The organism is Vibrio pomeroyi (genome assembly GCA_041879425.1).
Lineage (GTDB): Bacteria > Pseudomonadota > Gammaproteobacteria > Enterobacterales > Vibrionaceae > Vibrio > Vibrio pomeroyi_A.
In genome coordinates this window covers 1,547,779-1,572,755 of the sequence record CP090854.1, presented here as the reverse complement: position 1 = coordinate 1,572,755, position 24,977 = coordinate 1,547,779, and the positions used below count along the sequence as shown (strand labels likewise).

Below are 24,977 nucleotides of genomic sequence, written 5' to 3'. Positions count from 1 at the left end.
AAGCTCAAGCTTGTCACTAGTGTCGGTTACTTATCCGCAAAGTATTCGACTAAGATTTTACGCCACTTCCTAGATTCTCGAATTTGCAGCAGTGCGCGGTTTATCTCTTCTTCATACGGGTTATTTTCCGTGATGATGAAACCGTAGTTTTGTTTCTCTAGCTGATACGGCAGCACCTCTAAATCTTCAAATTGGCCGCTCATTCTACCGTTACCGATCATATATTTGAGCACCACATCATCGGCTACAATGGCATCTACCTCCCCTTCCTCTAGCGCAACCAAAAGCCTTGGCATATCGATGTAGTTTTCGTGTCTGATACCAAAGCTAGTCAGTAACAGCGAGGACGTAGTCGCGACCTTGGCACCTACTTTTACATTCGCTAGATCATTGATTCCTTTGATCTGTGAAGATCCTTGGCTAAGCGTGAGTTTACTCGCCAACACAGCGGTAATACTTGCAATAAAAAGCATGCTGAACACACCAATGAACACCGTCGCAATTCGCCCTGTTAAGCTCTTAAATTCAAAGTAATTAAAGGGACCTCGGGTAATAAAAAGCAAACCGAGAATAAAACTCTCTAGCCAACGCCCCGTGCGGCTTTTCATGGAGTAGAGCTTTTCGTTTTCTCCATGTTCCAAGGCATAGAAGAATGCGCCAATAGCCCCGGCGACAAAGACGACCACTCCAATAATGAGCCACAACGCAGGGTTCAAGAATATCGAATGTAACGCCTCTAGGTAGCCTTTCTTCTTCACTGCGATAGCAAGGTGAGTTTCGTAGAATGAATGTGAGAAATCAGCGAACAGTTCACGTTCTGGCGTGATTGAGATGCAAGAGACACCAATGTCGATTTGCCCCGTTTCTATCGAGCTGAGTAAATCATCGAGAGGGTGATTTTCTACCGCGAACTCAACGCCCATGTCTTGGGCGATCTTCTTCCAAAGCTCAATGCTGAGTCCATCCCACTCATTATCCATAGAGCCAATAACAAAAGGAGGACAAGGGTAAACGCCAACTTTAAGCGGAGCAGACGAAGCAAAAGTGCTGAAAAATGGAAAAAGTAAAACGATTGAAAGAGCACAGTATCGAAATGTCGATTTGAAGAATTTTTGCATCAGCAGCCCTCCAGAAAAAGGCAGCGATGAATTGAATCGAGTGCAAAGGCTCGCCTAGCGAACACACCTTAGCGTCCTCAGAAGTGAAAAGAGTTTATGATAAATTCAATGCTACCCTAGCTTTAATAGTTGTTACTTTAACTATAGAGAACCCTAATTATTCTGCAAAATATTGGGCTGTAAACCTAAGACATAAACTGGCTTTGTGCCGATGAACAAAGCTTCCCATTCTGAATAATTTTGCTCTCTAAGAAGTGAATATTGCGTCTGCTTTTGACCCATTGAGCGCGAACTTCCAACTCTTGACCAATGGCGATTGGATGATGAAAACGAGACGTTAAACTCACCGTCATCGCACTGATACTGTTTTGGAACAAACAATGCAGCATCGCGCTGTCGTGCAATGTAGTGACAATACCGCCCTGCATGATGCCATCGTAGCCCTCGACTTTATCTGTTGGTACAATCTTTGCGAAAGCTTCATACTTAATTAAAGTTTCATACTTAGGTTTAGCTTCATATTTAGTTAAAGCTTCATGCACGCCAATGGCTTCAAAACAAATGGGGCTGTCTGCGAAAAAACCTTGGCTGCACACTTGGCAACGGCGATGATTGTGAGGAATAAAAACCTTCATACTTTCCCTTATTCCTTTTTACCCTTAGATTCTTAGAGGTTGATATGGCTCGACCAAAAAAACATCGCCAGTTATGTACCCGTGCGGCTTACTCTTGCTTCAAGCCCAATGGTGTTCCTATGGATGAGCTTCAGAAAGAAGATCTGCTATTGGAAGAGTTGGAAGCACTTCGGCTGGCCGATCAAGAAGGTCTGAACCAACTTGAAGCCGCCGAGCAAATGCAGGTGTCTCGCCAAACGTTCGGCAACATCATTAAACGAGCACGGACCAAAGTCGCTAAGTGCATCGTCAACGGCCATGCATTAGTGATTCAAGGCTCATAGTCCGAAGCTTTAACTTTGCTTGTCGAAAGGCTCTCAAAGAACACTAATGTGATGGCTCAGTAATCTGATACAGCTTTCGGCTTTGTCCTTCGCACACATCCTTGCAATTGCATTCGCGCTCGATGTCTAACTGCGCGAGCCCTCCACAACTGCCTTTAATCGGCTTACGTGAAAAAATCACGCCTATTGCCATTAACGCAACCACTCCAACAAAAGCCACTAGTGTGAGTAAGAAGGTCATTTTCGGGCACCTCGAATAACACTAAACCGGTTCAACTGGGGCGTGAGAATCGACGTTTCTTTCTTGTGCCCTCTCTCGCCGCACGTTTTCTTGTTGCACCCGCTATTTCGTGACTCTCGACCATAATCAAGATCAATCACTTCTTGCAGGTTGTTGAAGTCCAAAGTCGCCACTTCCGCCTTTCCTTTAGACGCAAATACACGAATATCGTTGTTGAACAAGTGCGCCAACATCTTCTTGCCAATGTGTCTAACTACCACAGCCTGCACATCGTAAGATTTAACGACAGACAACCATTGCTTCTTCTTATTGCACGGGCTATCGGACTCAACCAATGGGATAAGATGCTTGATTTGTTGTCGCTCATCGACAATAGCTATCTCCGGAGAACGAGCAAAGTGGTTGCCGACATGAAGGTCGCGGCAAGGTACTGCGTATAACATGGTAACTTCCTGTTATTGATGATCAGGAGTTCAGAATACGCCTCATTATTGGCATATGCCAATAACTATCGTGTGAAAAATTAGATTTACCGTTTGTAGAGATCTTGATAGCAAGTATGCGAAACCTGATTAAACAATAGGTTTCAATTGAATGCAGCGGTTAAACTCTGCACAATCACTCAGTATGGAAACCTGATACGCACGATAAGGAAATCACTATCTCATCAACGATTCTTTGGATGATAGGCACACTGATGTCATTCAGTTTGATGGCCATCGGAGCACGAGAGCTCAGCGGTAATATCAGTACTTATCAAGTGTTGTTAGTACGAAGCATCATTGGATTGTGTGTCGTGTCATTACTGATCAATGTGTCTAAGCAAAAGGAACTATTTTCGACAAAGCGACTCCGCTTGCATAGCCTGCGTAATGTCTTTCACTTTGGAGGGCAGTTTGGTTGGTTTGTTGGAATTGGATTACTTCCCCTTTCGGAAGTGTTTGCGCTTGAATTTACCGTCCCACTTTGGACAGCTCTATTAGCGAGCCTCTTTCTGGGTGAAAGCCTCACACTAAAGAAAATGATGGCTATCGCATTAGGGTTACTCGGCGTTGTCATCATTGTTCAACCGACTCAAGATGTCATGAATGCCGGAGCTATTGTCGTGTTGTGCGCGGCATTTTGTTACGCGGTCGCGCATACGTCCACCAAATCATTAGCCAGCACCGAGGCTCCGCTGACTATCCTGTTTTACATGTGTTTAATCCAACTGCCGATCGGCTTGATTCTGTCTTGGCAAGTATGGAAAACACCTTCAACACTAGAGTCGGCTTGGTTGTTATTCGTCGCCCTATCTGCACTCTCCGCTCATTATTGTTTGACCAAAGCCATGAAGAACGCAGAAGTTACTCTGGTGATGATACTCGACTTTTTCAGGCTACCTGTTATCGCAGTAGTCGGAATTGTGCTTTATGACGAACCACTGACCTTCGCGCTAATCATTGGTGGTGTGGTGATGCTGATCGGTAACCTACTCGTTACTTACAAAGGTCGTCGTCCTTCGTAGTCAATAAAAACGACAACCTTCAATCCCGCTTATCAAAGCGTAAGCGTGAAGGTGCTCCCCACACCTAGCTCAGATGTCACGTTCAAATTGCCTTCAAGATTGTCGACCATAGCAAGCGCCAAAGATAACCCAAGACCATATCCCTCAACGTTACTTCGGCTGCTGTCGACTCGGTAAAGCCGCTCAAAAATCAGATCCTGATATTTTGGCTCTATGCCAACACCAGTATCTTGAACGCTTATCGCGACCTTGCCCTCTGTAGTTTGCTCAACTTTGACCGTCACTTTTCCTTCGGGCTCTGTGTACTTAATCGCGTTATCAACAAGATTAACCAAAACCTGAGTCAATTTATCGGGATCGGACTGAACAATAAGGTCACGCTCACCTTCAAACACCAGCTCGATTTGTTTATCCTCTGCCACATCTTCATACCAGCTCACCACATTACCAATTACATCTGATAACTGAGTCGATACTTTCTGGCGTATTCGCTTGCCAGTCAGTTCATCGTTCAGCTTCATCAAAGCGGTTAGCATATTACTTGCCTGCATTGCGTGTTCAGAACAGTCTGCCAATGCATCTTTCATCGCTTGCTCATCGGCGTTGTTCAGCAATGCGGTTTGAGACGCCAAAGTAATACGAGATAAAGGGGTTCGAATATCATGAGCAATCGCATCGACGGTCGTATTCAAGGTTATCGTCACATGTTGCAATTTCGCAACCGCCGTGTGAACACTGGAACTGATGACGTTAAGACCTTGCTGCGCTTCAGATTCGGTTTCTTTTTGAGTGCTAGTGCTGGGAAGTTCTAACTGCCCTTTTTTCAACTTATCGAGAAGATCGCCAAAAGTAATCAGTGGCGACATCGCACTGTGAATGATTTTACGAGTAAACACCGCAGTAACCGCCACAAGTGCAAGCAAGGCATACAAAGTCATTAGCCATTGATTGTAAGCAATATAGTCCCTCGATCGGTTATCCAAAACGAGCCAGAAATCAAACTGCTCTCCTTCAATAGATAACGACATATAAGGACTTAAGATGAAGCTCTCTAGCCACGAACGGTTATCATCAATTTGATAGCTGGAAAAAGGCTCTGTTGCTGATAGGTGTTGAGTTCCCGCAATGAATGTTCCCTCAGATGAAACGCCCTTCTCAACCTTATAAGCGGCAATGTTGTTTTCAAGTAAACGATGAGGGTTGGCTTCCAACACATGGATCAAACGTTCGCTCGAATCATAAGTCAGAATACGTTGATACTCAGTAGACATCGACGTAAGGATCTTCTTCTCGGTTTGATAGAGATCGAAAAAGAAGATAGCCCCGACAATCAACTCCACCAGCAGTAAGCAGAACAGCAAAGTCGACATAAAACGAACCAACAAATGTCTCTGCGTTTTGGCTAGCGCCTGTTCAATATTACGACTTGAGGACATAACCAACACCTCGAAGTGTGTGAATCAGTGGCTTAGAAAAACCTTTATCGACTTTGCTGCGAAGTCGGCACACGAGCACATCCACCACGTTGGTTTGCGGATCAAACTGATGTCCCCAAACATGCTCAAGAATCGCCGTTTTCGACATCACTGACTCTGGGTTTTCCAGCAGTAGCTTCATCAACATAAACTCACGTTGATTGATGGTGATCGTTTGTTGATCTCTTTGTAGCGTGTGCTTTAGAAGGTCTAGACTTAGGGGACCATAATGCAGTTCTAATGGTTGAGATGTCGGCTGCTTACCTCGACGCACCAAGGTTTGGCAACGAGCGAGTAACTCAGGAAATGCAAAAGGCTTCACCAAATAATCATCAACCCCGGACTGCAGCCCTTGCACACGCTCTTCCACCGAGTGCTTGGCACTTAATATGATGACGGGCGTCGCGTAGCCCTGCCCTCGCAGCTCGGCAAGCACTTCAAATCCATCTTTCTTCGGTAACATGATATCGAGAATGATCACGTCGCATTCTCCAGTTACGGCCTCGTGTAATCCATCAACACCATCCGCTGAGTGGGTCACCGTTATCCCTTCTTGCTGAAAACCGTTCACCAAAAATTTTGCGATATGAATGTCATCCTCAATCAATAGTATTTTCATTAACGTCCGTTTATCTGTTAGCCGTGGTCTAAACACACTCTATCAATATCCTTTCTCGAATATAACCAACATTGCAACTTTGTAATGTTCGAGAAAGCTCCTCGTAATCCTGTGTTCGTTAGTATGAACCTGTTGAATAAAAACACCCTTTCAAAACAGATGCTTTAACGGAGTAAACATGAAAACGACAAAACTAACAGTACTAGCAGCAACCCTTGGTTTCCTTAACCTTTCTCACAATGTAATGGCAGCAGAAACGCAAACAGTCTCTTTCACTCAAGTCTCATCAGAAGCCGCATTCAAACTTGCCCATGAAGCAGTCAATCAATGTAAAGCTGATGGCTACAAGGTTTCTGCGACTGTTGTTGATTTGTCGGGTAACGTGATTGCTCAGCTGCGTTCTGATGGTGCTGGCATCCATACACTTGATAGCTCACGCAAAAAAGCGTTCACAGTGGCAAGCATGAAGCAGCCTTCAGGTAACTTGATGAAGCTCATCGCCGATAAGCCGATCATGCAACCTTTGCAGAATATGGACGACAACCTGTTGTTCCTAGCGGGTGGCGTTCCTGTTCAATTGAACAATGCGATGATTGGTGCGATTGGTGTGGGCGGCGCACCAGGTGGTCACTTAGATGTCGCATGTGCTGAAAAAGCAATCAAGAAGTTCTTTTAGAATGTGAATCCCTTGCCCAATGTGAAATGCCTCGCACTTGCGGGGCGTTTTTATAAGTTCGATAACTGACAATTTAAACACTTTTTCAAAGAACATAGCCTAAAACATGACACAAATTTGATGTGAATAGCACTATCAATTGTTATGGTATAACATCACATCGATTAACTATTATGTCTCATGAAACAGCTATTTATTCTAACCAACGTATTCAATCACCTATCTTCGCGCTATGTAAGCCGTTTTTCAGCGGGCTTACGTTCTATTAAGCGCTTGCCTCTTTGGTTGGCATTATTCTCTTTTGCGCCGAGCCTATCTGCTCACCCGCATTCTTGGATTGAAATGAAAACCCACATAGAAGGCGAAAACGGCATGATCACTGGCCTTTCAATGGAATGGTCTTTCGACGCAATGACATCTATGTACATGTTAGACGGGGAAGATGTCTCGCCAGAGAAAGAGGTCGAGACATACAAAAACCTCGCAGCATCTGTCATCGAAAATATGATGTATGAGCACTACTTCACCTACTTCTATGACGGTGAAGAGCCAATCAAATATCAAGTGGCTAAACATGCCAAGTTTGAGCGTGACAAAGCCAAGATGGTGCTCACTTTTGACCTACCACTTTCAAAACCAAAACACGTAACCCGAGACTCGCTTCGTGTGCTGATTTTTGATCCGAGTTACTTCGTCGATATGTCGTGGCTCTCAAATAACGATGTGACTTTATCGTCTTCACTCGCAAGACAATGTCAGTTGGAGATCATTGAACCGAACCCGACACCTGAACAAATGAGCTATGCGATGTCTTTACCTGCCGACGCCGATCCAGACAACACGTTAGGTCAACTGTTTACTCAATCGGTTGAGCTTCACTGTGCTGCGGTTCCAGCTTCTTAATCATAATGAGTCGTTTCGGTCATAAAACGTCTTAACTCAAACTCATTAAGCCTCTCACTCAATGAGAAAGGTCTCTGATACAGGTTCTTGTTAAATGCAGAAAAATCAAATCAAAACAAATTATTACCTCATTGGTATTGGCGCTTTATTGCTGGTTGCTGTCGGCGCATACCAATTGTGGTCTATGTGGCCCTCATTGGTTATCTCTAGTATCCAATGGCAAAGAGAAGTTAACTCTGAACTTGCAGACCTACTCTATGAAGCCAAGTCTAACCCTTGGGGCGCAGGCAGCTACCTCATCGGATTCAGCTTCGTCTACGGCATGCTTCACTCTTTAGGCCCAGGCCACGGTAAGGTTATCGTGTCCACTTACTTAGCAACCCACCCTACTAAGGCGAAAGCAAGTCTCGTGCTCACGGTTGTCTCTGCGTTTTTACAAGCGCTGGTGGCTATCTTACTGGTGAGTGTATTGCTATGGGGCTTTAGCGCGTCAATGCGAGTGGTGAATGACAAGGCTAATATGTTTGTCTCGTTGAGCTTTGCGTTAGTCGCGGTAGTGGGTGCTTTGATCTGTTGGAAAGCTCTGAAAAACATCTACACCACAATGCGTAAACCAAAGTTGAAAGTGAAAGCCATCACCACATTAGCGGCTGATACGTCTTCGCCCGTTTCAGTCCAATCTCCATTGGCGCTTCGCTCATCAGTATCTGCTGGTTCAATGATGTTGAACCCATCTAACGCATTGCAACCTACAGAACACTCTCACGCAGATCATTCTCATGCCGACTGTGGATGCGGCCACCAGCATGTTGCCGATGCAGACGCAATAAACCAAGCTTCAACGCTCCGTGAGTACGCCGGAATCATCGTTACTATTGGAGTAAGGCCATGTACAGGTGCCATTATGGTTCTGCTTTTCGCGAATATGGTCGGCCTATATTGGATGGGCGTGTTGAGTGCCTTCGCCATGGCAGTAGGTACCGCGTTCACGACCTCGACGATTGCAATAATGACACTAACAGGCAAGAACTTGGTAAAACGCTATTTGGCAGCAGGTAACAAGAATAACAGTGCGTCACTAAAAGCCGCAGGTCATTATTTACAGCTACTTGGTGGTGTTTTACTTGTCTTAATTGGCTTGTTGTTAATGAGTGGACAAGACCGCGGTATGTCGCCAGTGTTTACTGTGTAATCGTACGATATAATAACAAACCTCAGTTTGTTACAACCTTTGCTATTTATGCTAATGGACACTAGTCCTTATCTCTCAACCTGAATTAACAACTACATAATTTCTACTAACCTAACTTTAGACAGTCCGTTAGGTTAGTCATCAACAATTCAGAACACCATACGAAGTGATAATCTGTAACGAAGCCACATCACACTGTGACTTTCCTATTCTTAGCTACGTTTCCATAAACTAACTGAGATTATTCTAACAATCCCAAAAAACTATCCCCACCTTTTAAAAATATGGGCACAGCTTCCCGCAATCCAGAAACTGCGATCGTGCTCTTCCTATTTTGCAAAAAAATAGAGCAGCGGTTTTATCAATTGAATAACCAGCCGAAATTAAATACAGCAAGTTTCACATAACAATTCAAACCTCTACCTTACTTCTGCAAATAAAGTTTTCTTCACCCAAATTCTTGGATAACCCATACTCAAAGGTAAACAAATGAAACTATACATTCCGAGCGCCACGCTCAGTGTTTTGTTACTTTCTCCGAGTTTCGCGAGTGCCGAAGATATACCTGATTCACACGAATTGCGTAATTTTTCGATGCGTTCACAAAGCTCTGGGATAGCCCCACCGCAAGAAGAACTCGGCGTTTATGTTGTCAATTCTGGTCCTGGTCTGGATACCGGTTGTACCTATGCTTCTGGCGGACCTCTACTTATCTCTTTACCTGTTCCTATGGTCGTCAGCCCCAACGTTTTACAAAGTGACGGGAGAATAGCCCCAAGTAAACTGGGCGATATGCAGCAAAAAGGCGTTATCGGTTCTAACGCAAGGATCAGCATGCCGGTCTTCGACATAGACTCCAATGCCAACGTCAGTAATATTGCTCCAGAAATAGATGTCGTATCTTTTAACGGAAAATCTTTAGGTACGCTGCAAGGCGCTGATAACCGTTGGACGGATACTAACCTTCAAGTCGATATCAGTGATATCAAGTTCGGCCAAAACAATGAGATTCGCGTCGATATTGATACTGGCAATACGGGAGACAACTGGTGTATGTCTGTCGATTGGGTCTCAATCGAGTTTGATGTTGCCATTCCTGTAGTTCTTGCCCATGGCATTGCTGCACAGTCAGACACTTGGGATGATGATACGGCTCCAGGCGTGCTTTCTACACTTGATGACTATGGCATTCGTTATACTCGTTTCTCTGCTGACAAAAATGGGACCACAGCGACTAACGCTAATGTCTTGAACAACAAAATTCAGGGTTTTCTCGATGAGTTGAAATCCGATAAAGTTCACGTCATTGCGCACAGTAAAGGCGGGCTAGATACCCAAAACCTCAAAGCACTTAGCCCTTCCTTTGAGATAACCTCCCTTTCTACTTTCTCGACACCTCACCTTGGTAGCGTCGCAGCAGATTTGTCGGTGATAAAAATGGACCACTACGCCGATATCTACAGTAACGTCAGTACCGACCCCTATAATTACGCTGGCAAATACATGCAGCTCCCAAATATACCGTTTGCGGGCCCTAAAATGCCTGGTATCCGTGATCTAACAACAGATACCGCATCGAACGCCCTCCAAATGCGTACTCGCGGCAATATTGCAAATACATTTTCTATTGGGGCAAATGCCGATCTCAACCAAGACGGTGTTATTGAGAAAGATCCTGACATCGTTGGTCTATTCCCATGGGGTTCGCGTTGGGCGGGCGTTACCGCTTGGCAGGCACTAAGAAGCTTTAGTTCTGCGGCCTACCTCGATACTCAAACTCAGTCGGTCACAACGCAAAGCGTGTATGGACCACAAGCTCATCCAATCACCATAGTCAGTTACCAAGCCATTCAAACAGTACCGCAAGAAAATGATGTTGTTGTGACCTTGGCAAGCGCTAACCCAAGTTATGCCAATGCATTGGGTAACGTATTGGCTAACCACTCAACAATGAAAACGGGACAAAACGTTGAACGTTTTCTACAACAAATTATTTCAATGCGCTAAGGAGTGGCCACAATGAAATTCATCAAGCAATTAGTGATGGTGTTCAGTCTTTTCTGTACCTTCATCACACCGGCTATCGCCAGTAATGCAATACCCGTTGGGATGAGTACAAGTACGACACTATCTCAGCCAGTGACTAGTAGCGATAACGAAGTCACAATGTTATTTACCATCGACAAAGCGGAAGCCCTAAAAGCAGAAATCGTCGTGCCGTTGGATGATGCAACCGTATATTTAGTCAAGCCTAACGGGCAAGTCGCAACATCATCCAATGATGTGCAAGCGAACATCCTTTCAGGTGACACACAAAGTCCGCCGCTACCGGGAAGCTATGTATTTTTACCTGAAATCACTAACCCTGAATCTGGCGAATGGAAGATCGTCATTGATTTTCCAAACCCAAGTTACAACACCGTAATCATTGCTCAGGTTGCGATCCAGTCCCCTATTGCGTTTGGCATGGCGATAGCCGCTAACCAATTTGTGGTCGGTGAACCAGTTCCTGTTTCTGCATTACTGACAAACAAAGGGTTACCGATTACAGGAGCCCAAACCAACGCAGTGATCACTGATGAAACTGGAGTACAAACACGCCTAAAGCTTAAAGACGAAGGTGTCAATTTCGATGCTGTTGCTGAAGATGGTGTCTATAGCAATATTTTTGTTCCACCCACTGAAGGCGAGTACCTAATTGAAGGCACAACGTCTTTTAAAGAATATGGAACAACTATCAATCGCCAGACAAGTAAAAAAATCCACGTACTACCCGCTGACATTGAATTTGCCAGCCACTCACTCGCTCCACTGTTTTCCTCTGAAGGCTGTGTTATTGCCTTAGAGCAGCGCTTGGAACTTGATGTTAAATCCGCGGGTGACTTTGCCATTCATGGTTACCTCACCGATGGAATTGACGAGCTGAACACAAGCAAACGTCTGCAACTAAAACCTGCCAAGCAAATCGTCACTCTACAGTACTCAACTGAAGATATTTTTGGCGCGTTTGATTCAACGTCTACTTTGATCTCCAATCCGACGATCATCTACGCAATCACTCAAGATGACATACGAATTTCAGCCCCTCGAATTCAGTTTGAAGAATTGATTGATTTAGCATCTTTTGAGCGTTGCCGCGAACCGATTGAAGTCACGGGGGATTTAGTCACCACACCGACTATGTCGCAAGATGGAACCTACATTGATTCGCTGAATTTTGAGTTTCCTGTCTATGTTACGCGCAGTGGAACTTACACAGGTTCGGTAAATATCGTGGGTGAAGCCGGAGAGTATTTAGAGCTAGTGAGTTTCCAAGAGCCGCTTGAGGCTGGCGAAAACACTATCAAATTTACCGTTCCTAGTGACACGTTTAAGCAAGCCGATGGTCCTTATGAGCTGAACGCACTGCTAATCTATAGTGGCGCTGACTCCTATCGACAAGGAGTCCTCGGTCAAACTCCACCATACCAAGCCTCTGATTTCAGTCCGCCAGTCAACATGACCCTCCCCTCTAACCTATTCGGGTTAGAAAGAGAAAACTGGCAAGCAACCCCGGCAACACAAGTCACGCAATATCGTGTCGGCGGTTACTTAAGGGCGGGGGCTTCAATCCCATACGACTACGAAACACTAGCGAGTTTTGACTTAAGCGAGGTTCGAGGGAAAATTAAACAGGCAACGCTTATTGTTGATTTCGGAGATTCAACTCTTCAATTCCCATTCAACAATGTGGGAGTATATGTAGTTGATAAAGCGTGGTCTCCGAGTACATTGGATTACGATACATTCTGTCAATCTTTTGCTGTGTGCCCTGCGTGGAGCAATCCGCTAAATACATTCAACAACGTAGAAACAGGTCAAACGCTTAAGTTTACCAACTCTAAACTATTAGAAGCGTTAAATGAGAAGAGAGTATCTGGGCTGAACAAACTAGATATAGCTCTTACCTCAGCTCCTTATGAAAGAAGTTATTTCATTAACGTTAAGCAGGTGTCATTATTCATCGAATACTGACCCCTTGACTGAAATAGAACAAGGTCATGCCCGATGTCTCGCTTCGGGCATGACCTCTCAGAGTGAACGGTGATGAACTTAATAAGCTTTGTATTTTTATTCTCTTAGAGCTTGACTACGCCAGCATCTTCAACAGTAGTGGTAAAGCAACGCTACCCACTTTAGGCCCATCAATCACCAACATAAGATCGAATTTTTATCCAAAAAGGGCAATGGCCCAAACAACAAAGCGACGCCACCGGTCTATCCGTTCCATCACCAATTTTTTAGTTGATCTTAGAGATGCCCCCTAAGATAGCCATGTGACGATGGTTAGAATGGACCCGATAAGTATCATCGATTTACAAAAGAGGGTCAAAACCGCTAAAGAAAAGCATCGAGAAGCGATACAATGCTCAAGTTGCAAGAGCGCAGCATGGATACCATCCATAGAAAGCCCATTTATAGAGAACCTTAAAGTAGTCACACATGTCTAAAGAACCCGGTTTCACCACAGAATACACCCTCGACAAGACGTTTTTTGCAGAGTGTTATGATCAAACTAGCCTTCCGACTCAGTTTCCAAAAGCCTATTTAAAGGGAATATTGTTTCTTATTTTTGGTGTGGTTCTATTAGAGTTTGAACTATTACCTAACGGTTACGTGGGTTGGTTCTTTATCGTTTTGAGTGTGATTGAAGCGTTCAGTGTGTACTGCAAAAGAACCTGGTGGTTGTGGAGACAAAAAATCAGCTCAGGCGCTGGCAGTAAAATAGTCTTTCAAGGTGATGTTAACGGAGTGAGTTACAAAAACCACAAAGCGACCAACACTATCGCGTGGACTGACATCGACCAACTTGAGCAGACCGATCTCGGCTTTATCCTTCATATCGGTAAACAGCGCCAATATGTGAGTAAATCTTGTTTGAGCGACGAAGCCATTGCCTTCATGATTGAACAACACGAAGCTTCCAACGCTCCTAAAACGCCCTAAGCAAACAAATGCCTGCCAATTTGGCAGGCATTTTTCTATTACCTATGAAAAGTGAATGGGATAATCGGATAACACTAATGACAACCGTATACCAAATCAGTGATTGCCACCTTTCAGATGAATCCAGCTATGAAAACCTGCGTAAGGCACTGGAATACGTCAGCAAAGATACGAAATGTGAGACCATTTTTCTGACCGGTGATATTTGTTGTAATCCCAAACCGGGTGACTACATTCGATTGGAAGCCTTCATTAGGCAACACATTAACGCCAAGTCTATTTACGCGATTGCGGGCAACCATGACGACTCTTCCTTAATGCGTACTGAGCTAAAAGGCTCGACGATTGTCGTCACCGATAAAGCCAAAATCAATAAACGAGAGTTTGTATTTCTGGACTCTAGCGACAAACCGCTTGATAACCGACATCCATTAGGTTCAGGTCGTATTAATAACCGTGGAATAGCTCTTCTAAAACAGCAACTAAGAAAGGCTGATGATCCCATTGTTATTGTCCACCACCCTATCATTCCTGTCGGTTCTGAATGGATGAAAGCGATCCGTTTGGAAAACGATGCCGAGGTAATGACGGTGCTTCGCAAGTATCGCGTTCGTGAGGTTATTTGTGGTCACGGCCATGATGGAATAACTGTCAGAAAACAAGGAATAACCCAATATATGGCGCCTTCAACCGCCTATGGGTTTGACCACTCTATCAATGAATACAATCGCAGCGAAAAGGTAGGATTGAGTCGAATTCGTTTTTCGGCTAATTCAATCGATTATCAGGCTGTCTATTTTTGAGCCCTCTATCTTTAATCTTGCTGTCTTAACCCTTGTAGCTTCAATTTATCAATCTGTGATTGAAACCAGCACAATGTAGAAGTTTAGCGTTACACTGAATGAGACATAGCAAGTAAAGAGGGTCTATGACGTTTTCTCCTGCCATTCTGCGTAAAATCTGGTACTCCCCTTCGATTAACCTAGGGCTTCGCGCCACCAGTGCTATTGTGCTATTTTTCGGCTTAGGGCTGCTGTCGAATCACATCAATATTGCTATGACCGCGCTCATGACCATGCCCGCCGCTTTGATTAGTGGGCTTGATGCTGCAGGCCCTAGGTGGTGGACACGTTTTGCGATTACCGCAACCGCTTGGGCAATCACTTTGGCCGTCAGTTACATCCTGCTGATCAGCGGACTGCCCTTATGGTTAACCTATGGCGCACTGGGCGCCTTACTTGCCAGTGCGGCGGTCAATGGTCCATTCTGGGCACGACTTGGTATGTCTAGCCTCCTGATTGCTGTCGTTACCCTATCACTTCATAATTCCAACACAGCGCTTAGCTTGTACCCAATGTTGGTACTTGGCCCTCTTACTTTTGCACTGTTTAGCTGGCTTTGGTTTGCCCTGTGGAAACACTATGCGTTGCGTGTCTGTTTGTCTGCGATTTACGAGACGTTGGCAGACTACATCCAATATCGCCAAGCTTTCTTGTTAGGCGGCGAAAATGAAGCGCCAAAAAGACGCATCAAATACCAGCTCATCGAGTTGTTCCAACAAGCGCTTCAGTCCGAATCTTTTCGCTCTAAACACGAAGATGCAAACTCGCTCCGACAAGCCTTGTTCCTTGCTCTTGATACCTTCGAAGTAATACTCAGCAGCCACACCACGAATCCAGATCTATTAAGCCAATTTCAATCCAGTAAACAAAAGCGAGATTTGTTATTGGTTTGGAGCCAACATTGCCAGCAACGATTAAGACACAAAGCCAAACAGCTATTGCACAATACGAACGAAGAGATGAAGCATTTAAGCTCATTAGAGCAAGAAGCCAATGACTTGATTGAAGCAGTGAAGCTTGAAGACCAACCCCGTTTTCGCTATTGGGCCTACGCTGTGAAGCACATTTCTCGCCGTATCGAGCTTAATGAACCTGCATATGAGCGTTCTTTTGAAGTGCAACCGTTCGAGTTGTCATTCCGTCTACCAGGCCGAGGCAACCCTATTTGGCGTCATGTTACCCGTGTCGGTTTAATGTTCGCGCTTGGCGCTGGAATTGCGGAATACTTTGAGTTGATTCGCCCTGACTGGGTGTTGATTTCGATGTTAATGGTCATTCAACCAAGCTTCTTGGCGACACGCAGTAAAACGTGGCAACGCTGTTTGGGTACGGCGCTTGGCGTACTCTTTGCGACTTCATTGATTCATATTGGCGTACCAACGACCGCGATGTATACGTTAATTGTCGTCCTCTTGCCCGTTGCGATGCTTAACATCATGCGAAATTACTCGCTCGCCATTGGTTGTATTACCGCGCTATTGATTTTGATTTATCAAACCATGGCGCACCAAGGGCTCGATTTCGCCGCGCCACGTTTGATCGACAACATCGTTGGTGGTGCCATTGTGCTGCTCGGTTATGGTTTATTGTGGCCGCAATGGCGAGGAAAAGAGATCCACAATCAAGCGCTAACGGCTCTGAACAGTTCAAAATGCTTGTTTGTGTATTGCTATGAACAACTCCAAGTCACCCCCGAACAGCGCAACCACATGGACTTAACCAAGCAACGTGCTGCGATGCTCACAGCAGAGAGCGACCTTGAGCTGATTTATAATGAGATGCAGCAAGAACCAAGACACACTCGCGCCGATCCTCATTATTACGAGGATATGCTGAGTCACTATCGATTATTGAGCCACTACCTCTGCTTGCTGATTCCACTCATCAGAACAGGCACGCAATACCAAGGCACTCAGCAAGTCGAACGCTTAATTCATGATGCAATGGACGCGTTGATCAATACCATTCGTGATAATCGCGTCGATGAACTACCTGCGCTAACCAATAAAACCGATGCCGACCAAGCCACTTCCACAACAGGTCAACGCTCGGTAGAAGAAATCATCTGGTTAGCTTTGATGACAGTAAAACAGATGCACGACTTAGTTAGGCGCAATCTGGAAAGCTAGGTAACAGCATTATAATTATATCCTCGCAAGCAGCTAGCGCCTACAACACGTGCAGTGGCGATTAATACATTCCAACCATAGCTTGATACAACTGGCGGATGAGATCGGCGTAAAGACACCAGTTACCTGTGTAAAATTTTCCGATAAAGATTCGGAATGACTCCGACCCAACGCCGTCGCAATTCGGTTAAGTAATTGTATTGAGATTGGCTTCTTAGTTCTGCTTCCTACATTTACACTAGCCTCTTAGGGTTAAAATGCCGTATGGTACAAACAATCAATTATAAAGACTTGCGGCCTTTGCCACAGAGACTCTCCATTTAAACGAAAAGACTGACTATGAATTTTGATATCAATGCACTGAAACACCACCAACTAGTCGAAGATGGTCAACTTGAGGGGTGTTACATTCATCAGCCTGTGCAAGGCAGTCTACCAGACGATAAAGCGGTTTTAGCAGAGCGCCAAGCACTGGAAAAGCTAGGTTATAAAGTCGTTCAAGTTAAAGCAAAAGGCGGAACAACAACCTTTGCTGAGGCTATGCAAGAGCTTGCGAAGAAGACAGGCCACCAGCCAAAATAGTAAGTGACTTGGTAAACCAATATGGTCACTTGGTTCTATATCGAGAAAGCACCCTACCGACTATTGAGTCAGCAGGGTGCTTTTTTATTTTCTGCCTTTTAACTGACTGAGCTTGCCAACTTTTCTTACTGACTCAGTTGACTAAACTTCGGCAAACTCTTCACAAACCTCTGGTGTACATCCATATAGGTTTGCATATAGATCTCATCGATACGCTCGCTACTCGGGAAGCTAGATGAGAAGTCTGCGTGTTTGTGGTCAATCGATAACTTGGCTGCTTCGATAATATGAGCAATGAACATGCGAGGATCTTCCAAACCAATAGAGATACGCATAGTCGTCGGCTTAATGCCCGCTTCATTGAGCGCATCGTCACTGAGTTCTGAATGCGTGGTCAATGCTGGGCACAGCGCGACCGTATTGGTTTGTCCTAAGCTCACTTGCATCCCAATTGCTGGCTCAAGCATATCGAAGAACTGTTTGAACCCATCTCGATTGATTGGCACACGATTACCGTTTCCTTCCATATCGATGGTAAACAACGCGGCTGGTAGCCCCAAGTACATGTTGTTTTGGCAGTGTTCATAGTTATCGCTGTCTGGCAAAGCAGGACACGACACATTGATGTCTGGGTGGGCATCAAAGATCTTCGCCAGAGTCAGTGTATTAATCGTTTTCTGCACCACACGCATCTCATACGTTTTCATACCATTGAGCACTTCGAACGCTTTGTCTGCATCTAAGAATGCGCCTTTGATGTAATACACATTCCAAAACAAGGTTTCGTTCCATGGAATGGTGACCTCATCGCCGTTGGACTTGGTGAAAGTGACCTCCTCTCCTTTTGGAATAAACATGGTCTCGTTACGGCCAATCACGACCCCAGCAGTTGTGGTGCCAGAACCCGCCAGTTCTTTGGTGTAGGAGTGAATGACATAATCGGGTCTTTCAGCCACATCGTCGCGTTTTAGTACTGGATGCAGCAATGGAGTCCCCACTGTTGAGTCAACAATCACATCCCAGCCACGAGAGTGACCAGCTTGACTGATGCTAGCAACATCTAACACGTATCCATGCGGGTTACACGGCGACTCTAGGTAGACGTAGATTTTCTTACCCGCAGCGATGCGATCTGCGTATTTATCGGCAACCTCATCAAGTCGCGTCGCAAACTCATCCCCGGAGTAACCATCCACCCACTCTACCGCGACATTCAGGTTCGAAGGCTTGCCAAACCAATCTTCCAACAGTTGGTAAGAACCGCCGTAGATATTGCGTGAAGCTAAGACAATGTCTTCATACCCAAGTAGATGGCTCAACAACCCATCAATAGCGGCCATCCCCGAGTTAAAGTTCCATGCGAGGTACTCATTGGCTCTAGAGCCTGCCTCAATATCAACCATGTGGTTAGCCAGTGAAATCGATGTTGGGTTAAGCAGTCGAGAGTAAATATCGTGCAGCGGCTCCTTACCATTAAACGCATCTTCAATCCATTCTGTACACGCAAACAAATAGGTCGCGGTACGTGTAATCACAGGGCTTGCAGAGAAAATAGCAGCGACATTATCGAAGATAGGATACGCACCTTTGGATGCAAAATTACCATTATTGGTGGCAATAGACTGGTAAGTGGCGCGCATTGGGTTTTGCAGATTGTCGAGGATCTTAGCGATCTGGAATGACAAAAACGTTTGGCGTTAAACCAAGCGATTCGGTCGCTCTTATCGAGCTCTGAAAGGCCATCAACCGTCAATGCCCAAAGATCGTGTGTCTTGGTATTGGCTTTGTACAGTGTCGTCGCCAGTTCGATAAGCGTGACGCCGTAATCACTGTTTGGGTCGATACCAAAATGCTTGGCTTGCTCAATGGCAAGGGCTTCTGCTTGTTCGTGTTTGGTAGTTTTACGCAGCGGGCTAAGTTGAGTTGAAGTATTCATAGTTCCTAAGTCATTCCATGCTGGTTGTTCCTCCTTTAATTTTAGTTTTGTGCAGATGCTAAAAATTGCTATTTACGAAGTAAGACATACACTTTGAGCAATAATATTGCCAAACTAAATTCAATATTGATGGAATATGCCAATGGATGAGATCGATAAGAAAATACTGGCTGAACTGCAAAGCAACGCTCGGCTGACTAATCAAGAGTTGGCCGACCGAGTAGCACTGTCGCCCTCTCCTTGCTTACGCCGAGTTCGAGCATTAGAGAAACAAGGGATTATTCGCGGCTATCACGCCAGTGTTGACCAAGAAGCGTGTGGCCTGCCAGTCAATGTGTTTGTATTGGTAAAGCTTGAAAAGCCGACTGAAGAGAACATGCGAGACTTTGAGCAACACATTGAAGTGATTGATGAAGTGTTAGAGTGTTTTCTAATGACGGGGAATCACGACTACCTACTGCATGTGGTGAGTGAATCTTTAAAAAGCTACGAGCAGTTTATCCGCAAGCAATTAACCCGCCTGCCCAATATTGCTTCTATTGAATCCAGCTTCGCCTTCGGTCAGGTAAAAACAAAGACTAAGTTGCCGGTGAGGTAGATGTATGTCGCTATTGGGTCCAGAATCTTGATGGCTTGAATTTTGACGTGACACTTTCTAGTTCAGAAATGCCCTAGTACTAGTTCGCGCACCTGAGCATAAATTGATCTGCATCAGCATATGGTTTAATAATGATTAACTACTAAACATTCATAATACAAATTGCGTAATACTGAATTGAGAGAGTTCATTTTTTTACGTTGTTGGTGATTTCATGGATGTACACACCTTAGCTATATATACCTCTTTGCTAGCAGCCACGGTTGCGAGTGCTATGCTGTTAACTCATAAATATATACTCGCAGGAACCACACTAGGGGTGAATTATATTGCTTATGCTGCTTTGATGTTAGGAGCCAGTGTTACCCCACTTTCGTTCGGCGTTACTCAATCTTCAGATTCCATCGTTTTTCTTTCCAATGGTGCATACGCAACGGCTTTTGGTTTGTTACTCGTCGGTATAACCGTGTTACGAGGAGCAAGTCGCTCTTTTCTCGTAATATCAATCATCATTAGCTCCCTTGGGATTAGCTTCTTTCTTTATAGCGCCTTAATTGCGCCTTCTGTTACTTCTAGGATCGAAGCTCGAAGTATTCTCGCTGTGACGATATGTATCTTAGCCCTCTGTGCAAACTATTCAGGGGAAATACACGATAACAAAGAAGCAAAATGTCTGTTGAACCTGACCCTGTTCATCAACATTCTCTATATGGCACTTAGAGGCGTACTTGCTCATACTAAAGGAACGAATTCAAACTATTACCTGATATCAGATATTCATAAATTGTCTTTCGTTATCATGACAATCACAATTATTAGCCTCGCATTTTCAGTGTTTTGGATCTTAACTGATCGTTTATTGAAGCAGACCTATCGCTCATCTATCACTGATGAACAAACAGGCCTTTATAACCGTAGAGGCCTAGCAGAGCTGATACCCAAGCTTGTTCAACCAGGCCGAGAGAGTGACATTTCTGTACTGATGGCCGACCTAGATCATTTCAAAAAAATTAATGATACCTATGGTCATGACAAGGGAGATGATGTGATTAAGCACTTTGGTCAAATTCTTGAAGATACATGCCGAACAAGCGATTTCTGCTTTCGCTATGGTGGAGAAGAGTTTGTTGTCATGTTACCTAGAGCGAATAAAGTTCAAGCAATGCGGATAGCTGAAAGAATAAGAAACCACGCAAAACACAACTCCAATCAAGAGCTCTCATCTGGCAGGTATACTGTCAGCATTGGAGTGACTCAAGCCCTCATAAACGATGACTGGAATTCATTAATTAAAAGAGCAGATAACGCCCTCTATGACGCGAAATCCCAAGGGCGCGATTGCATTGTTGAGCGTTAACAAAATGTGGTAGTTAGATATTCATATTAAGAAAAAACAAACAAACTTCGCCCAATTTAAAGCTAGAACTTCCTCAAAAACCAATAATCAAAACCGCACTATTTCACTGACTTAATCACTTATATCAACCTTGTGTTGATTGATTCACTAAAACAAGCCAAAGACATGGGAATTGATTCTGAAGTGATCGTTTTATCTGACTGTCATCTAATTTTTGTACTTTGATATAACAAATAGCCAAAAAGATATTGAGCGATCGTTCAAATATATTAAAATTTCCACTATAGTTGATTGGTCAAACAACTCACAACAAGGAAAAGTTATGAATAAAAGTACCGAATCTCAATCAGATCCAACTCGATCTATCCCCCAAGAAGCATTTGATTGGTACGACGAATATGCACACGGTCTGATTGATCGCCGAGAGTTTATGGCTCGCCTATCCGGATTGGCTGTACTTGGATTAACCATGACAACATTAACGTCTGCATTGATTCCCAATTATGCGAAGGCAGAACAAGTCTCTTTCAATGATCCTTCAATAAAAGCAACCTACGAGAAGTTTCCTTCGCCTAAAGGACACGGAGAAGGCTATGGCTACTTGGTGGTACCTAAAGAGCTAGAGGGTAATGCGCCTGTTGTCTTGGTCATACATGAAAATAGAGGCTTGAACCCATACGTAAAGGATGTGGCAAGACGACTTGCGGCCGCTGGGTTTATTGCGTTTGCACCTGATGCACTCTATTCGCTTGGTGGGTACCCAGGTAATGATGATGAAGGTCGAGCAATGCAAAAATCATTATCCAAAGAGAAAATCGAAGAAGACTTTATCGCCGCAGCAAACTTCTTGAAATCCCATGAAAAAAGTAACGGCAAGCTAGGCGCAGTCGGTTTCTGCTTCGGTGGCTACATCGTGAATATGTTAGCAGCTGTCATGCCAGAACAATTAGATGCGGGCGTTCCATTTTACGGCACTCCTGCAGCTCCTGATTTAAGAAAGAACGTTAAAGGGCCATTGCTCATCCAATTCGCTGGAATCGATAAACGTGTGAATGCAACTTGGCCAGACTATGAAGCCGAACTCAAAGAGATTGGAGCAGACTACACCGCTTACATCTATGACGGTGTAAATCATGGCTTCCATAATGATTCAACAGGTCGATATGCTGAAGAAGAAGCAGAGTTAGCATGGGCACGTACGCTTGAGTTCTTTAACCAAAAGCTTTCTTAATAGGCGAGATTACCGAACTCGTTTTCTTTAAGTTCCAAGTGACTGCTCTATACCTTACTCAACAAAAACCAAAAGGCCTCGTACATGCGAGGCCTTTGTTTTCTCTATCTAACTTTGCTTCTAACAAACCTATTGACCCGACTTTATAAATAGATAATATAGACATCCAGACACCTAAGCGTCTGTTGGTTAATTAAATGGAGTTATCATGAACCACTACAAAAAAATCACAGCATCCCTGTTGGCATTAGCATTCGTATTCGGCGTGACAGGATGTGGAAAAAAAGACGAGGCTGTTATCAAGATTGGGGCGACAGTTGGCCCACATGCACAAGTGGTACAAACTGTTGCCAAAGAAGCAGCAAAGCAAGGGATTAACATTGAACTCGTCGAATTCTCAGACTACATCACCCCTAACGCAGCACTAGACGATGGAAGTATCCAACTGAACAGTTACCAGCATCAGCCATTTCTCGATAACTTTAATGCCAATCACGATAGCAAGTTAGTTTCTATCGGACGCTCAATTTTGATGCGCATGGGCGTTTACTCTAACAAGTACACTTCGCTTGACTCTATCCCCGATAACGCACGAATCGCGATTCCAAACGACCCAACGAATGGCGGGCGCGGACTATTGCTGCTTGAAGATGCTGGGCTGATTTCTTTAAAAGACAACGTTGGTTTCAACGCTTCATTAAACGATATTGTTAACAACCCGAAGAACATTAAATTTGTTGAAGTGGATGCCGCTCAACTACCCCGCTCTCTTGACGATGTAGATGCAGCAGCAATCACCATGAACTACGTAATGTCGGCTGGACTCGATCTTAAGAAACAAGGCATTTACTTAGAGAAAAAAGACGCTCCTTTAGCTGTGATGGTTGTGGCAGCGCGAGAAGAAGACAAAAACAATGAAACATATAAAAAGATCATCTCAATTTACCACTCACAAGAGATCAATGACTTTTTAGACAGCACTTTCAAAGGCACCATCGAAGCTGCAAATTAAGCTAAATAAATCATTTCAGAATTGGCGTTGCTACCCGTTAAGCAACGCCAAATTTGAGTGACGAGTTCATCGATGACTCATTCCAACCCTCTTTTCTAGTTAGAGAGCAAAGCTTAAGTTACTTAAATCGAGGTTGAAAACCGTATCATCAGAGCGGATTATGTGAGTATGAAATTCAATTAAATCTGGGTTCTTCGCATGAAAAAAGAAGTGATACTGTTTGATATAAACGAAACGGTTTTAAATTTGGAGTCATTGCAGCCTAAATTTAAAGCTGCATTCGGCAGTGAGGATGCACTATCGCTTTGGTTCTCAAAGCTTTTGCACTCTTCAACGGTTTGTATCGCAACAAACGTAAAATCTACTTTTTCTGAACTAGCGAACGCAGCGCTCGACGCTATTGCACAACGGTACAAGCGTGATTTAACGGCGGAAAGCAAAGATGCCTTGTTAACTTCCTTTGCCAATCTACCACCGCATACTGATATCAAGGAGTCTTTGCTTAAATTGCGTGAGAACGGCTTTAAAACCGTCGCTTTTTCCAACTCATCCCTCGAACTCATCACTTCTCAAATCAAGAACTCGGGCTTAGAAGATTATTTCGACACCGTCATTTCCGTTGAAGAAACAGGCAGTTTCAAACCCAATTCAGATGTGTATAGATTTGCAGCAGAAACGTTAAAAGAGCCTGTCGAAAACCTTCGTCTTGTGGCAACTCACGATTGGGATACTCATGGTGCGTTATCTGCTGGCTTACAAGCCGCCTATATAGACCGCACGGGAGTTGAGTATCATTCCCTGTATTTGAAGCCTGAGATTAGCTCCAGAACGATGAATGGTGTGGTGGAACAAATCATTAAGCACAATTTAGAAAAGTAACACCTCAAGAGACTTTTCTCCTGACTCGATACAAACACTAAGGCCTCGCACACGCGAGGCCTTAGTGTTATCTACAGAGCGGTTTATCTAACCTATTAGCCAATTAACTAAGCTATCAATTCACCGCTCTAAAAATACTGAATTATGTTCAGTCCATTCGAGTAATGAAGGTTTGCTCGTCATCCACGAAAGCCACGTAGTCGCCGTGATAAATAAACACTCGGCCGCGCCCTTCAACGATGCACGCAAGCTGTGGGTTCAAATCTTCTTCAAGATCTTTACTTTGATACGTGCCAGTATCGGTGATCACACCGCGGAGAGTCGGCAAAAATCCATAGCTGCGCTTGGCTTGATCAATCAGGCTCAATTCACTGGTAGTCGAGAAGTAAGATGGGATTGGACCTGCATCTTCGATAAACATCGGTTTCAGTTCTTCAAAAGCTGTAATCACCAGCCAGTCGATGCCGTTAACGTGATGGATAAACATTGTTTATAAATACCTAGATTCTCGATAATTCTGATGCGGGGATTCTATCACCATCAAAGACCGAACGTTGTAGAAATTGAGTTTCTAAAGACGGTAATCCAGAACCTTCACAGGCTGAATTTTTACTCGTGGTACTTTCTAGCTGGCAAGCATAGTTTTACGGGTGCAAAGATAGACAAGATTTTCGGCAGAACCGTATTTTCTTTTATCTTCCAGTTTTTAAGAGGACGCATAGCTGATCTTCATAGC

General features: G+C 44.3%; 23 protein-coding genes and 1 pseudogene. 16 read left to right on the top strand and 8 right to left on the bottom strand.

The genetic code is table 11. The annotated features are described in order from the left end of the window. Positions 1-26: 26 nt before the first annotated feature. On the bottom strand, positions 27-1,118 hold the full coding sequence (locus L0992_07070) for a transporter substrate-binding domain-containing protein (GenBank protein XGB68438.1): 1,092 nt from the start codon (positions 1,116-1,118) through the stop codon (positions 27-29). 185 nt (positions 1,119-1,303) lie between these two features. Continuing rightward, positions 1,304-1,753, bottom strand: coding sequence for a PaaI family thioesterase (locus L0992_07065; GenBank protein XGB68437.1), 450 nt, complete (start codon positions 1,751-1,753; stop codon positions 1,304-1,306). Between the two features lie 44 nt (positions 1,754-1,797). Here L0992_07065 and L0992_07060 point away from each other — a divergent pair, with 44 nt between their 5' ends. After that, positions 1,798-2,076 carry a DUF134 domain-containing protein gene (locus L0992_07060; protein ID XGB68436.1) on the top strand — a complete coding sequence of 93 codons (279 nt, stop codon included), beginning with the start codon at positions 1,798-1,800 and terminating at the stop codon, positions 2,074-2,076. 43 nt (positions 2,077-2,119) lie between these two features. Here L0992_07060 and nqrM read toward each other — a convergent pair whose 3' ends face one another. After that, positions 2,120-2,317 (bottom strand): (Na+)-NQR maturation NqrM, encoded by a 198-nt coding sequence (gene nqrM / locus L0992_07055; protein XGB68435.1) that lies wholly within the window; start codon positions 2,315-2,317, stop codon positions 2,120-2,122. Next, positions 2,314-2,760: a hypothetical protein gene (locus tag L0992_07050; protein XGB68434.1), complete on the bottom strand. Its 447-nt coding sequence runs from the start codon at positions 2,758-2,760 to the stop codon at positions 2,314-2,316. Before L0992_07050 ends, nqrM begins: the two co-directional genes overlap by 4 nt. Positions 2,761-2,999: 239 nt before the next feature. On the opposite strand from L0992_07050, the gene L0992_07045 reads away from it, so the two are divergent. Then, positions 3,000-3,824: a DMT family transporter gene (locus L0992_07045; protein ID XGB68433.1), complete on the top strand. Its 825-nt coding sequence runs from the start codon at positions 3,000-3,002 to the stop codon at positions 3,822-3,824. 32 nt (positions 3,825-3,856) lie between these two features. Here L0992_07045 and L0992_07040 read toward each other — a convergent pair whose 3' ends face one another. Both L0992_07040 and L0992_07035 read right to left on the bottom strand, forming a co-directional pair. Beyond that, positions 3,857-5,260 carry a HAMP domain-containing histidine kinase gene (locus L0992_07040; protein ID XGB68432.1) on the bottom strand — a complete coding sequence of 468 codons (1,404 nt, stop codon included), beginning with the start codon at positions 5,258-5,260 and terminating at the stop codon, positions 3,857-3,859. Next, the gene (locus tag L0992_07035) at positions 5,244-5,918 is read right to left on the bottom strand and encodes a response regulator transcription factor (GenBank protein XGB68431.1); all 675 of its coding nucleotides are present in this window, start codon (positions 5,916-5,918) and stop codon (positions 5,244-5,246) included. The genes L0992_07040 and L0992_07035 overlap by 17 nt, the downstream gene beginning before the upstream one ends. Positions 5,919-6,096: 178 nt before the next feature. On the opposite strand from L0992_07035, the gene L0992_07030 reads away from it, so the two are divergent. From L0992_07030 to L0992_06990, 9 genes are all read left to right on the top strand, one after another. Beyond that, on the top strand, positions 6,097-6,594 hold the full coding sequence (locus L0992_07030; protein XGB68430.1) for a heme-binding protein: 498 nt from the start codon (positions 6,097-6,099) through the stop codon (positions 6,592-6,594). Positions 6,595-6,774: 180 nt separating this feature from the next. Further along, a complete protein-coding gene (locus L0992_07025; GenBank protein ID XGB68429.1) occupies positions 6,775-7,497 on the top strand; it encodes a DUF1007 family protein in 723 nt (240 codons plus the stop codon). Positions 7,498-7,591: 94 nt separating this feature from the next. Then, positions 7,592-8,689: a nickel/cobalt transporter gene (locus L0992_07020; protein ID XGB68428.1), complete on the top strand. Its 1,098-nt coding sequence runs from the start codon at positions 7,592-7,594 to the stop codon at positions 8,687-8,689. A gap of 489 nt (positions 8,690-9,178) precedes the next feature. Continuing rightward, a complete protein-coding gene (locus L0992_07015; GenBank protein XGB68427.1) occupies positions 9,179-10,696 on the top strand; it encodes an alpha/beta hydrolase in 1,518 nt (505 codons plus the stop codon). 12 nt (positions 10,697-10,708) lie between these two features. Then, entirely contained in the window at positions 10,709-12,703 is a 1,995-nt protein-coding gene (locus L0992_07010) for a proprotein convertase P (GenBank protein ID XGB68426.1), read from the top strand. Positions 12,704-13,171: 468 nt separating this feature from the next. After that, positions 13,172-13,675: a YcxB family protein gene (locus L0992_07005; protein XGB68425.1), complete on the top strand. Its 504-nt coding sequence runs from the start codon at positions 13,172-13,174 to the stop codon at positions 13,673-13,675. Positions 13,676-13,752: 77 nt separating this feature from the next. Next, complete coding sequence (locus L0992_07000) at positions 13,753-14,478, top strand: metallophosphoesterase (protein XGB68424.1); 726 nt, start codon at positions 13,753-13,755, stop codon at positions 14,476-14,478. Between the two features lie 125 nt (positions 14,479-14,603). Beyond that, positions 14,604-16,646: an FUSC family protein gene (locus L0992_06995; protein ID XGB68423.1), complete on the top strand. Its 2,043-nt coding sequence runs from the start codon at positions 14,604-14,606 to the stop codon at positions 16,644-16,646. Between the two features lie 339 nt (positions 16,647-16,985). Further along, the gene (locus tag L0992_06990) at positions 16,986-17,228 is read left to right on the top strand and encodes a hypothetical protein (protein ID XGB68422.1); all 243 of its coding nucleotides are present in this window, start codon (positions 16,986-16,988) and stop codon (positions 17,226-17,228) included. A 125-nt stretch (positions 17,229-17,353) separates the two neighbouring features. Here L0992_06990 and L0992_06985 read toward each other — a convergent pair. After that, a pseudogene (locus L0992_06985) lies at positions 17,354-19,164 on the bottom strand (PLP-dependent transferase). A 142-nt stretch (positions 19,165-19,306) separates the two neighbouring features. On the opposite strand from L0992_06985, the gene L0992_06980 reads away from it, so the two are divergent. The 5 genes from L0992_06980 to L0992_06960 all read left to right on the top strand — a co-directional run bounded on the left by L0992_06980 (position 19,307) and on the right by L0992_06960 (position 24,241). After that, complete coding sequence (locus tag L0992_06980) at positions 19,307-19,762, top strand: Lrp/AsnC family transcriptional regulator (protein XGB68421.1); 456 nt, start codon at positions 19,307-19,309, stop codon at positions 19,760-19,762. A gap of 214 nt (positions 19,763-19,976) precedes the next feature. Next, positions 19,977-21,119: a GGDEF domain-containing protein gene (locus tag L0992_06975; protein ID XGB68420.1), complete on the top strand. Its 1,143-nt coding sequence runs from the start codon at positions 19,977-19,979 to the stop codon at positions 21,117-21,119. Positions 21,120-21,441: 322 nt separating this feature from the next. Further along, positions 21,442-22,350, top strand: a complete 909-nt coding sequence (locus L0992_06970; protein XGB68419.1) for a dienelactone hydrolase family protein — start codon at positions 21,442-21,444, stop codon at positions 22,348-22,350. A 208-nt stretch (positions 22,351-22,558) separates the two neighbouring features. Beyond that, a complete protein-coding gene (locus L0992_06965; GenBank protein ID XGB68418.1) occupies positions 22,559-23,362 on the top strand; it encodes a MetQ/NlpA family ABC transporter substrate-binding protein in 804 nt (267 codons plus the stop codon). 198 nt (positions 23,363-23,560) lie between these two features. Continuing rightward, positions 23,561-24,241: a haloacid dehalogenase type II gene (locus L0992_06960; protein ID XGB68417.1), complete on the top strand. Its 681-nt coding sequence runs from the start codon at positions 23,561-23,563 to the stop codon at positions 24,239-24,241. Between the two features lie 148 nt (positions 24,242-24,389). Here L0992_06960 and L0992_06955 read toward each other — a convergent pair whose 3' ends face one another. Continuing rightward, positions 24,390-24,728 (bottom strand): cytosolic protein, encoded by a 339-nt coding sequence (locus L0992_06955; protein ID XGB68416.1) that lies wholly within the window; start codon positions 24,726-24,728, stop codon positions 24,390-24,392. Positions 24,729-24,977 lie beyond the last annotated feature (249 nt).

What these genes read in the sequence shown, in the direction of transcription:
- L0992_07070 (XGB68438.1), bottom strand. Translation starts at nt 1,118, where the DNA reads ATGCAAAAATTCTTCAAATCGACATTTCGATACTGTGCTCTTTCAATC.
- L0992_07065 (XGB68437.1), bottom strand. Translation starts at nt 1,753, where the DNA reads ATGAAGGTTTTTATTCCTCACAATCATCGCCGTTGCCAAGTGTGCAGC.
- L0992_07060 (XGB68436.1), top strand. Translation starts at nt 1,798, where the DNA reads ATGGCTCGACCAAAAAAACATCGCCAGTTATGTACCCGTGCGGCTTAC.
- nqrM (XGB68435.1), bottom strand. Translation starts at nt 2,317, where the DNA reads ATGACCTTCTTACTCACACTAGTGGCTTTTGTTGGAGTGGTTGCGTTA.
- L0992_07050 (XGB68434.1), bottom strand. Translation starts at nt 2,760, where the DNA reads ATGTTATACGCAGTACCTTGCCGCGACCTTCATGTCGGCAACCACTTT.
- L0992_07045 (XGB68433.1), top strand. Translation starts at nt 3,000, where the DNA reads ATGATAGGCACACTGATGTCATTCAGTTTGATGGCCATCGGAGCACGA.
- L0992_07040 (XGB68432.1), bottom strand. Translation starts at nt 5,260, where the DNA reads ATGTCCTCAAGTCGTAATATTGAACAGGCGCTAGCCAAAACGCAGAGA.
- L0992_07035 (XGB68431.1), bottom strand. Translation starts at nt 5,918, where the DNA reads ATGAAAATACTATTGATTGAGGATGACATTCATATCGCAAAATTTTTG.
- L0992_07030 (XGB68430.1), top strand. Translation starts at nt 6,097, where the DNA reads ATGAAAACGACAAAACTAACAGTACTAGCAGCAACCCTTGGTTTCCTT.
- L0992_07025 (XGB68429.1), top strand. Translation starts at nt 6,775, where the DNA reads ATGAAACAGCTATTTATTCTAACCAACGTATTCAATCACCTATCTTCG.
- L0992_07020 (XGB68428.1), top strand. Translation starts at nt 7,592, where the DNA reads ATGCAGAAAAATCAAATCAAAACAAATTATTACCTCATTGGTATTGGC.
- L0992_07015 (XGB68427.1), top strand. Translation starts at nt 9,179, where the DNA reads ATGAAACTATACATTCCGAGCGCCACGCTCAGTGTTTTGTTACTTTCT.
- L0992_07010 (XGB68426.1), top strand. Translation starts at nt 10,709, where the DNA reads ATGAAATTCATCAAGCAATTAGTGATGGTGTTCAGTCTTTTCTGTACC.
- L0992_07005 (XGB68425.1), top strand. Translation starts at nt 13,172, where the DNA reads ATGTCTAAAGAACCCGGTTTCACCACAGAATACACCCTCGACAAGACG.
- L0992_07000 (XGB68424.1), top strand. Translation starts at nt 13,753, where the DNA reads ATGACAACCGTATACCAAATCAGTGATTGCCACCTTTCAGATGAATCC.
- L0992_06995 (XGB68423.1), top strand. Translation starts at nt 14,604, where the DNA reads ATGACGTTTTCTCCTGCCATTCTGCGTAAAATCTGGTACTCCCCTTCG.
- L0992_06990 (XGB68422.1), top strand. Translation starts at nt 16,986, where the DNA reads ATGAATTTTGATATCAATGCACTGAAACACCACCAACTAGTCGAAGAT.
- L0992_06980 (XGB68421.1), top strand. Translation starts at nt 19,307, where the DNA reads ATGGATGAGATCGATAAGAAAATACTGGCTGAACTGCAAAGCAACGCT.
- L0992_06975 (XGB68420.1), top strand. Translation starts at nt 19,977, where the DNA reads ATGGATGTACACACCTTAGCTATATATACCTCTTTGCTAGCAGCCACG.
- L0992_06970 (XGB68419.1), top strand. Translation starts at nt 21,442, where the DNA reads ATGAATAAAAGTACCGAATCTCAATCAGATCCAACTCGATCTATCCCC.
- L0992_06965 (XGB68418.1), top strand. Translation starts at nt 22,559, where the DNA reads ATGAACCACTACAAAAAAATCACAGCATCCCTGTTGGCATTAGCATTC.
- L0992_06960 (XGB68417.1), top strand. Translation starts at nt 23,561, where the DNA reads ATGAAAAAAGAAGTGATACTGTTTGATATAAACGAAACGGTTTTAAAT.
- L0992_06955 (XGB68416.1), bottom strand. Translation starts at nt 24,728, where the DNA reads ATGTTTATCCATCACGTTAACGGCATCGACTGGCTGGTGATTACAGCT.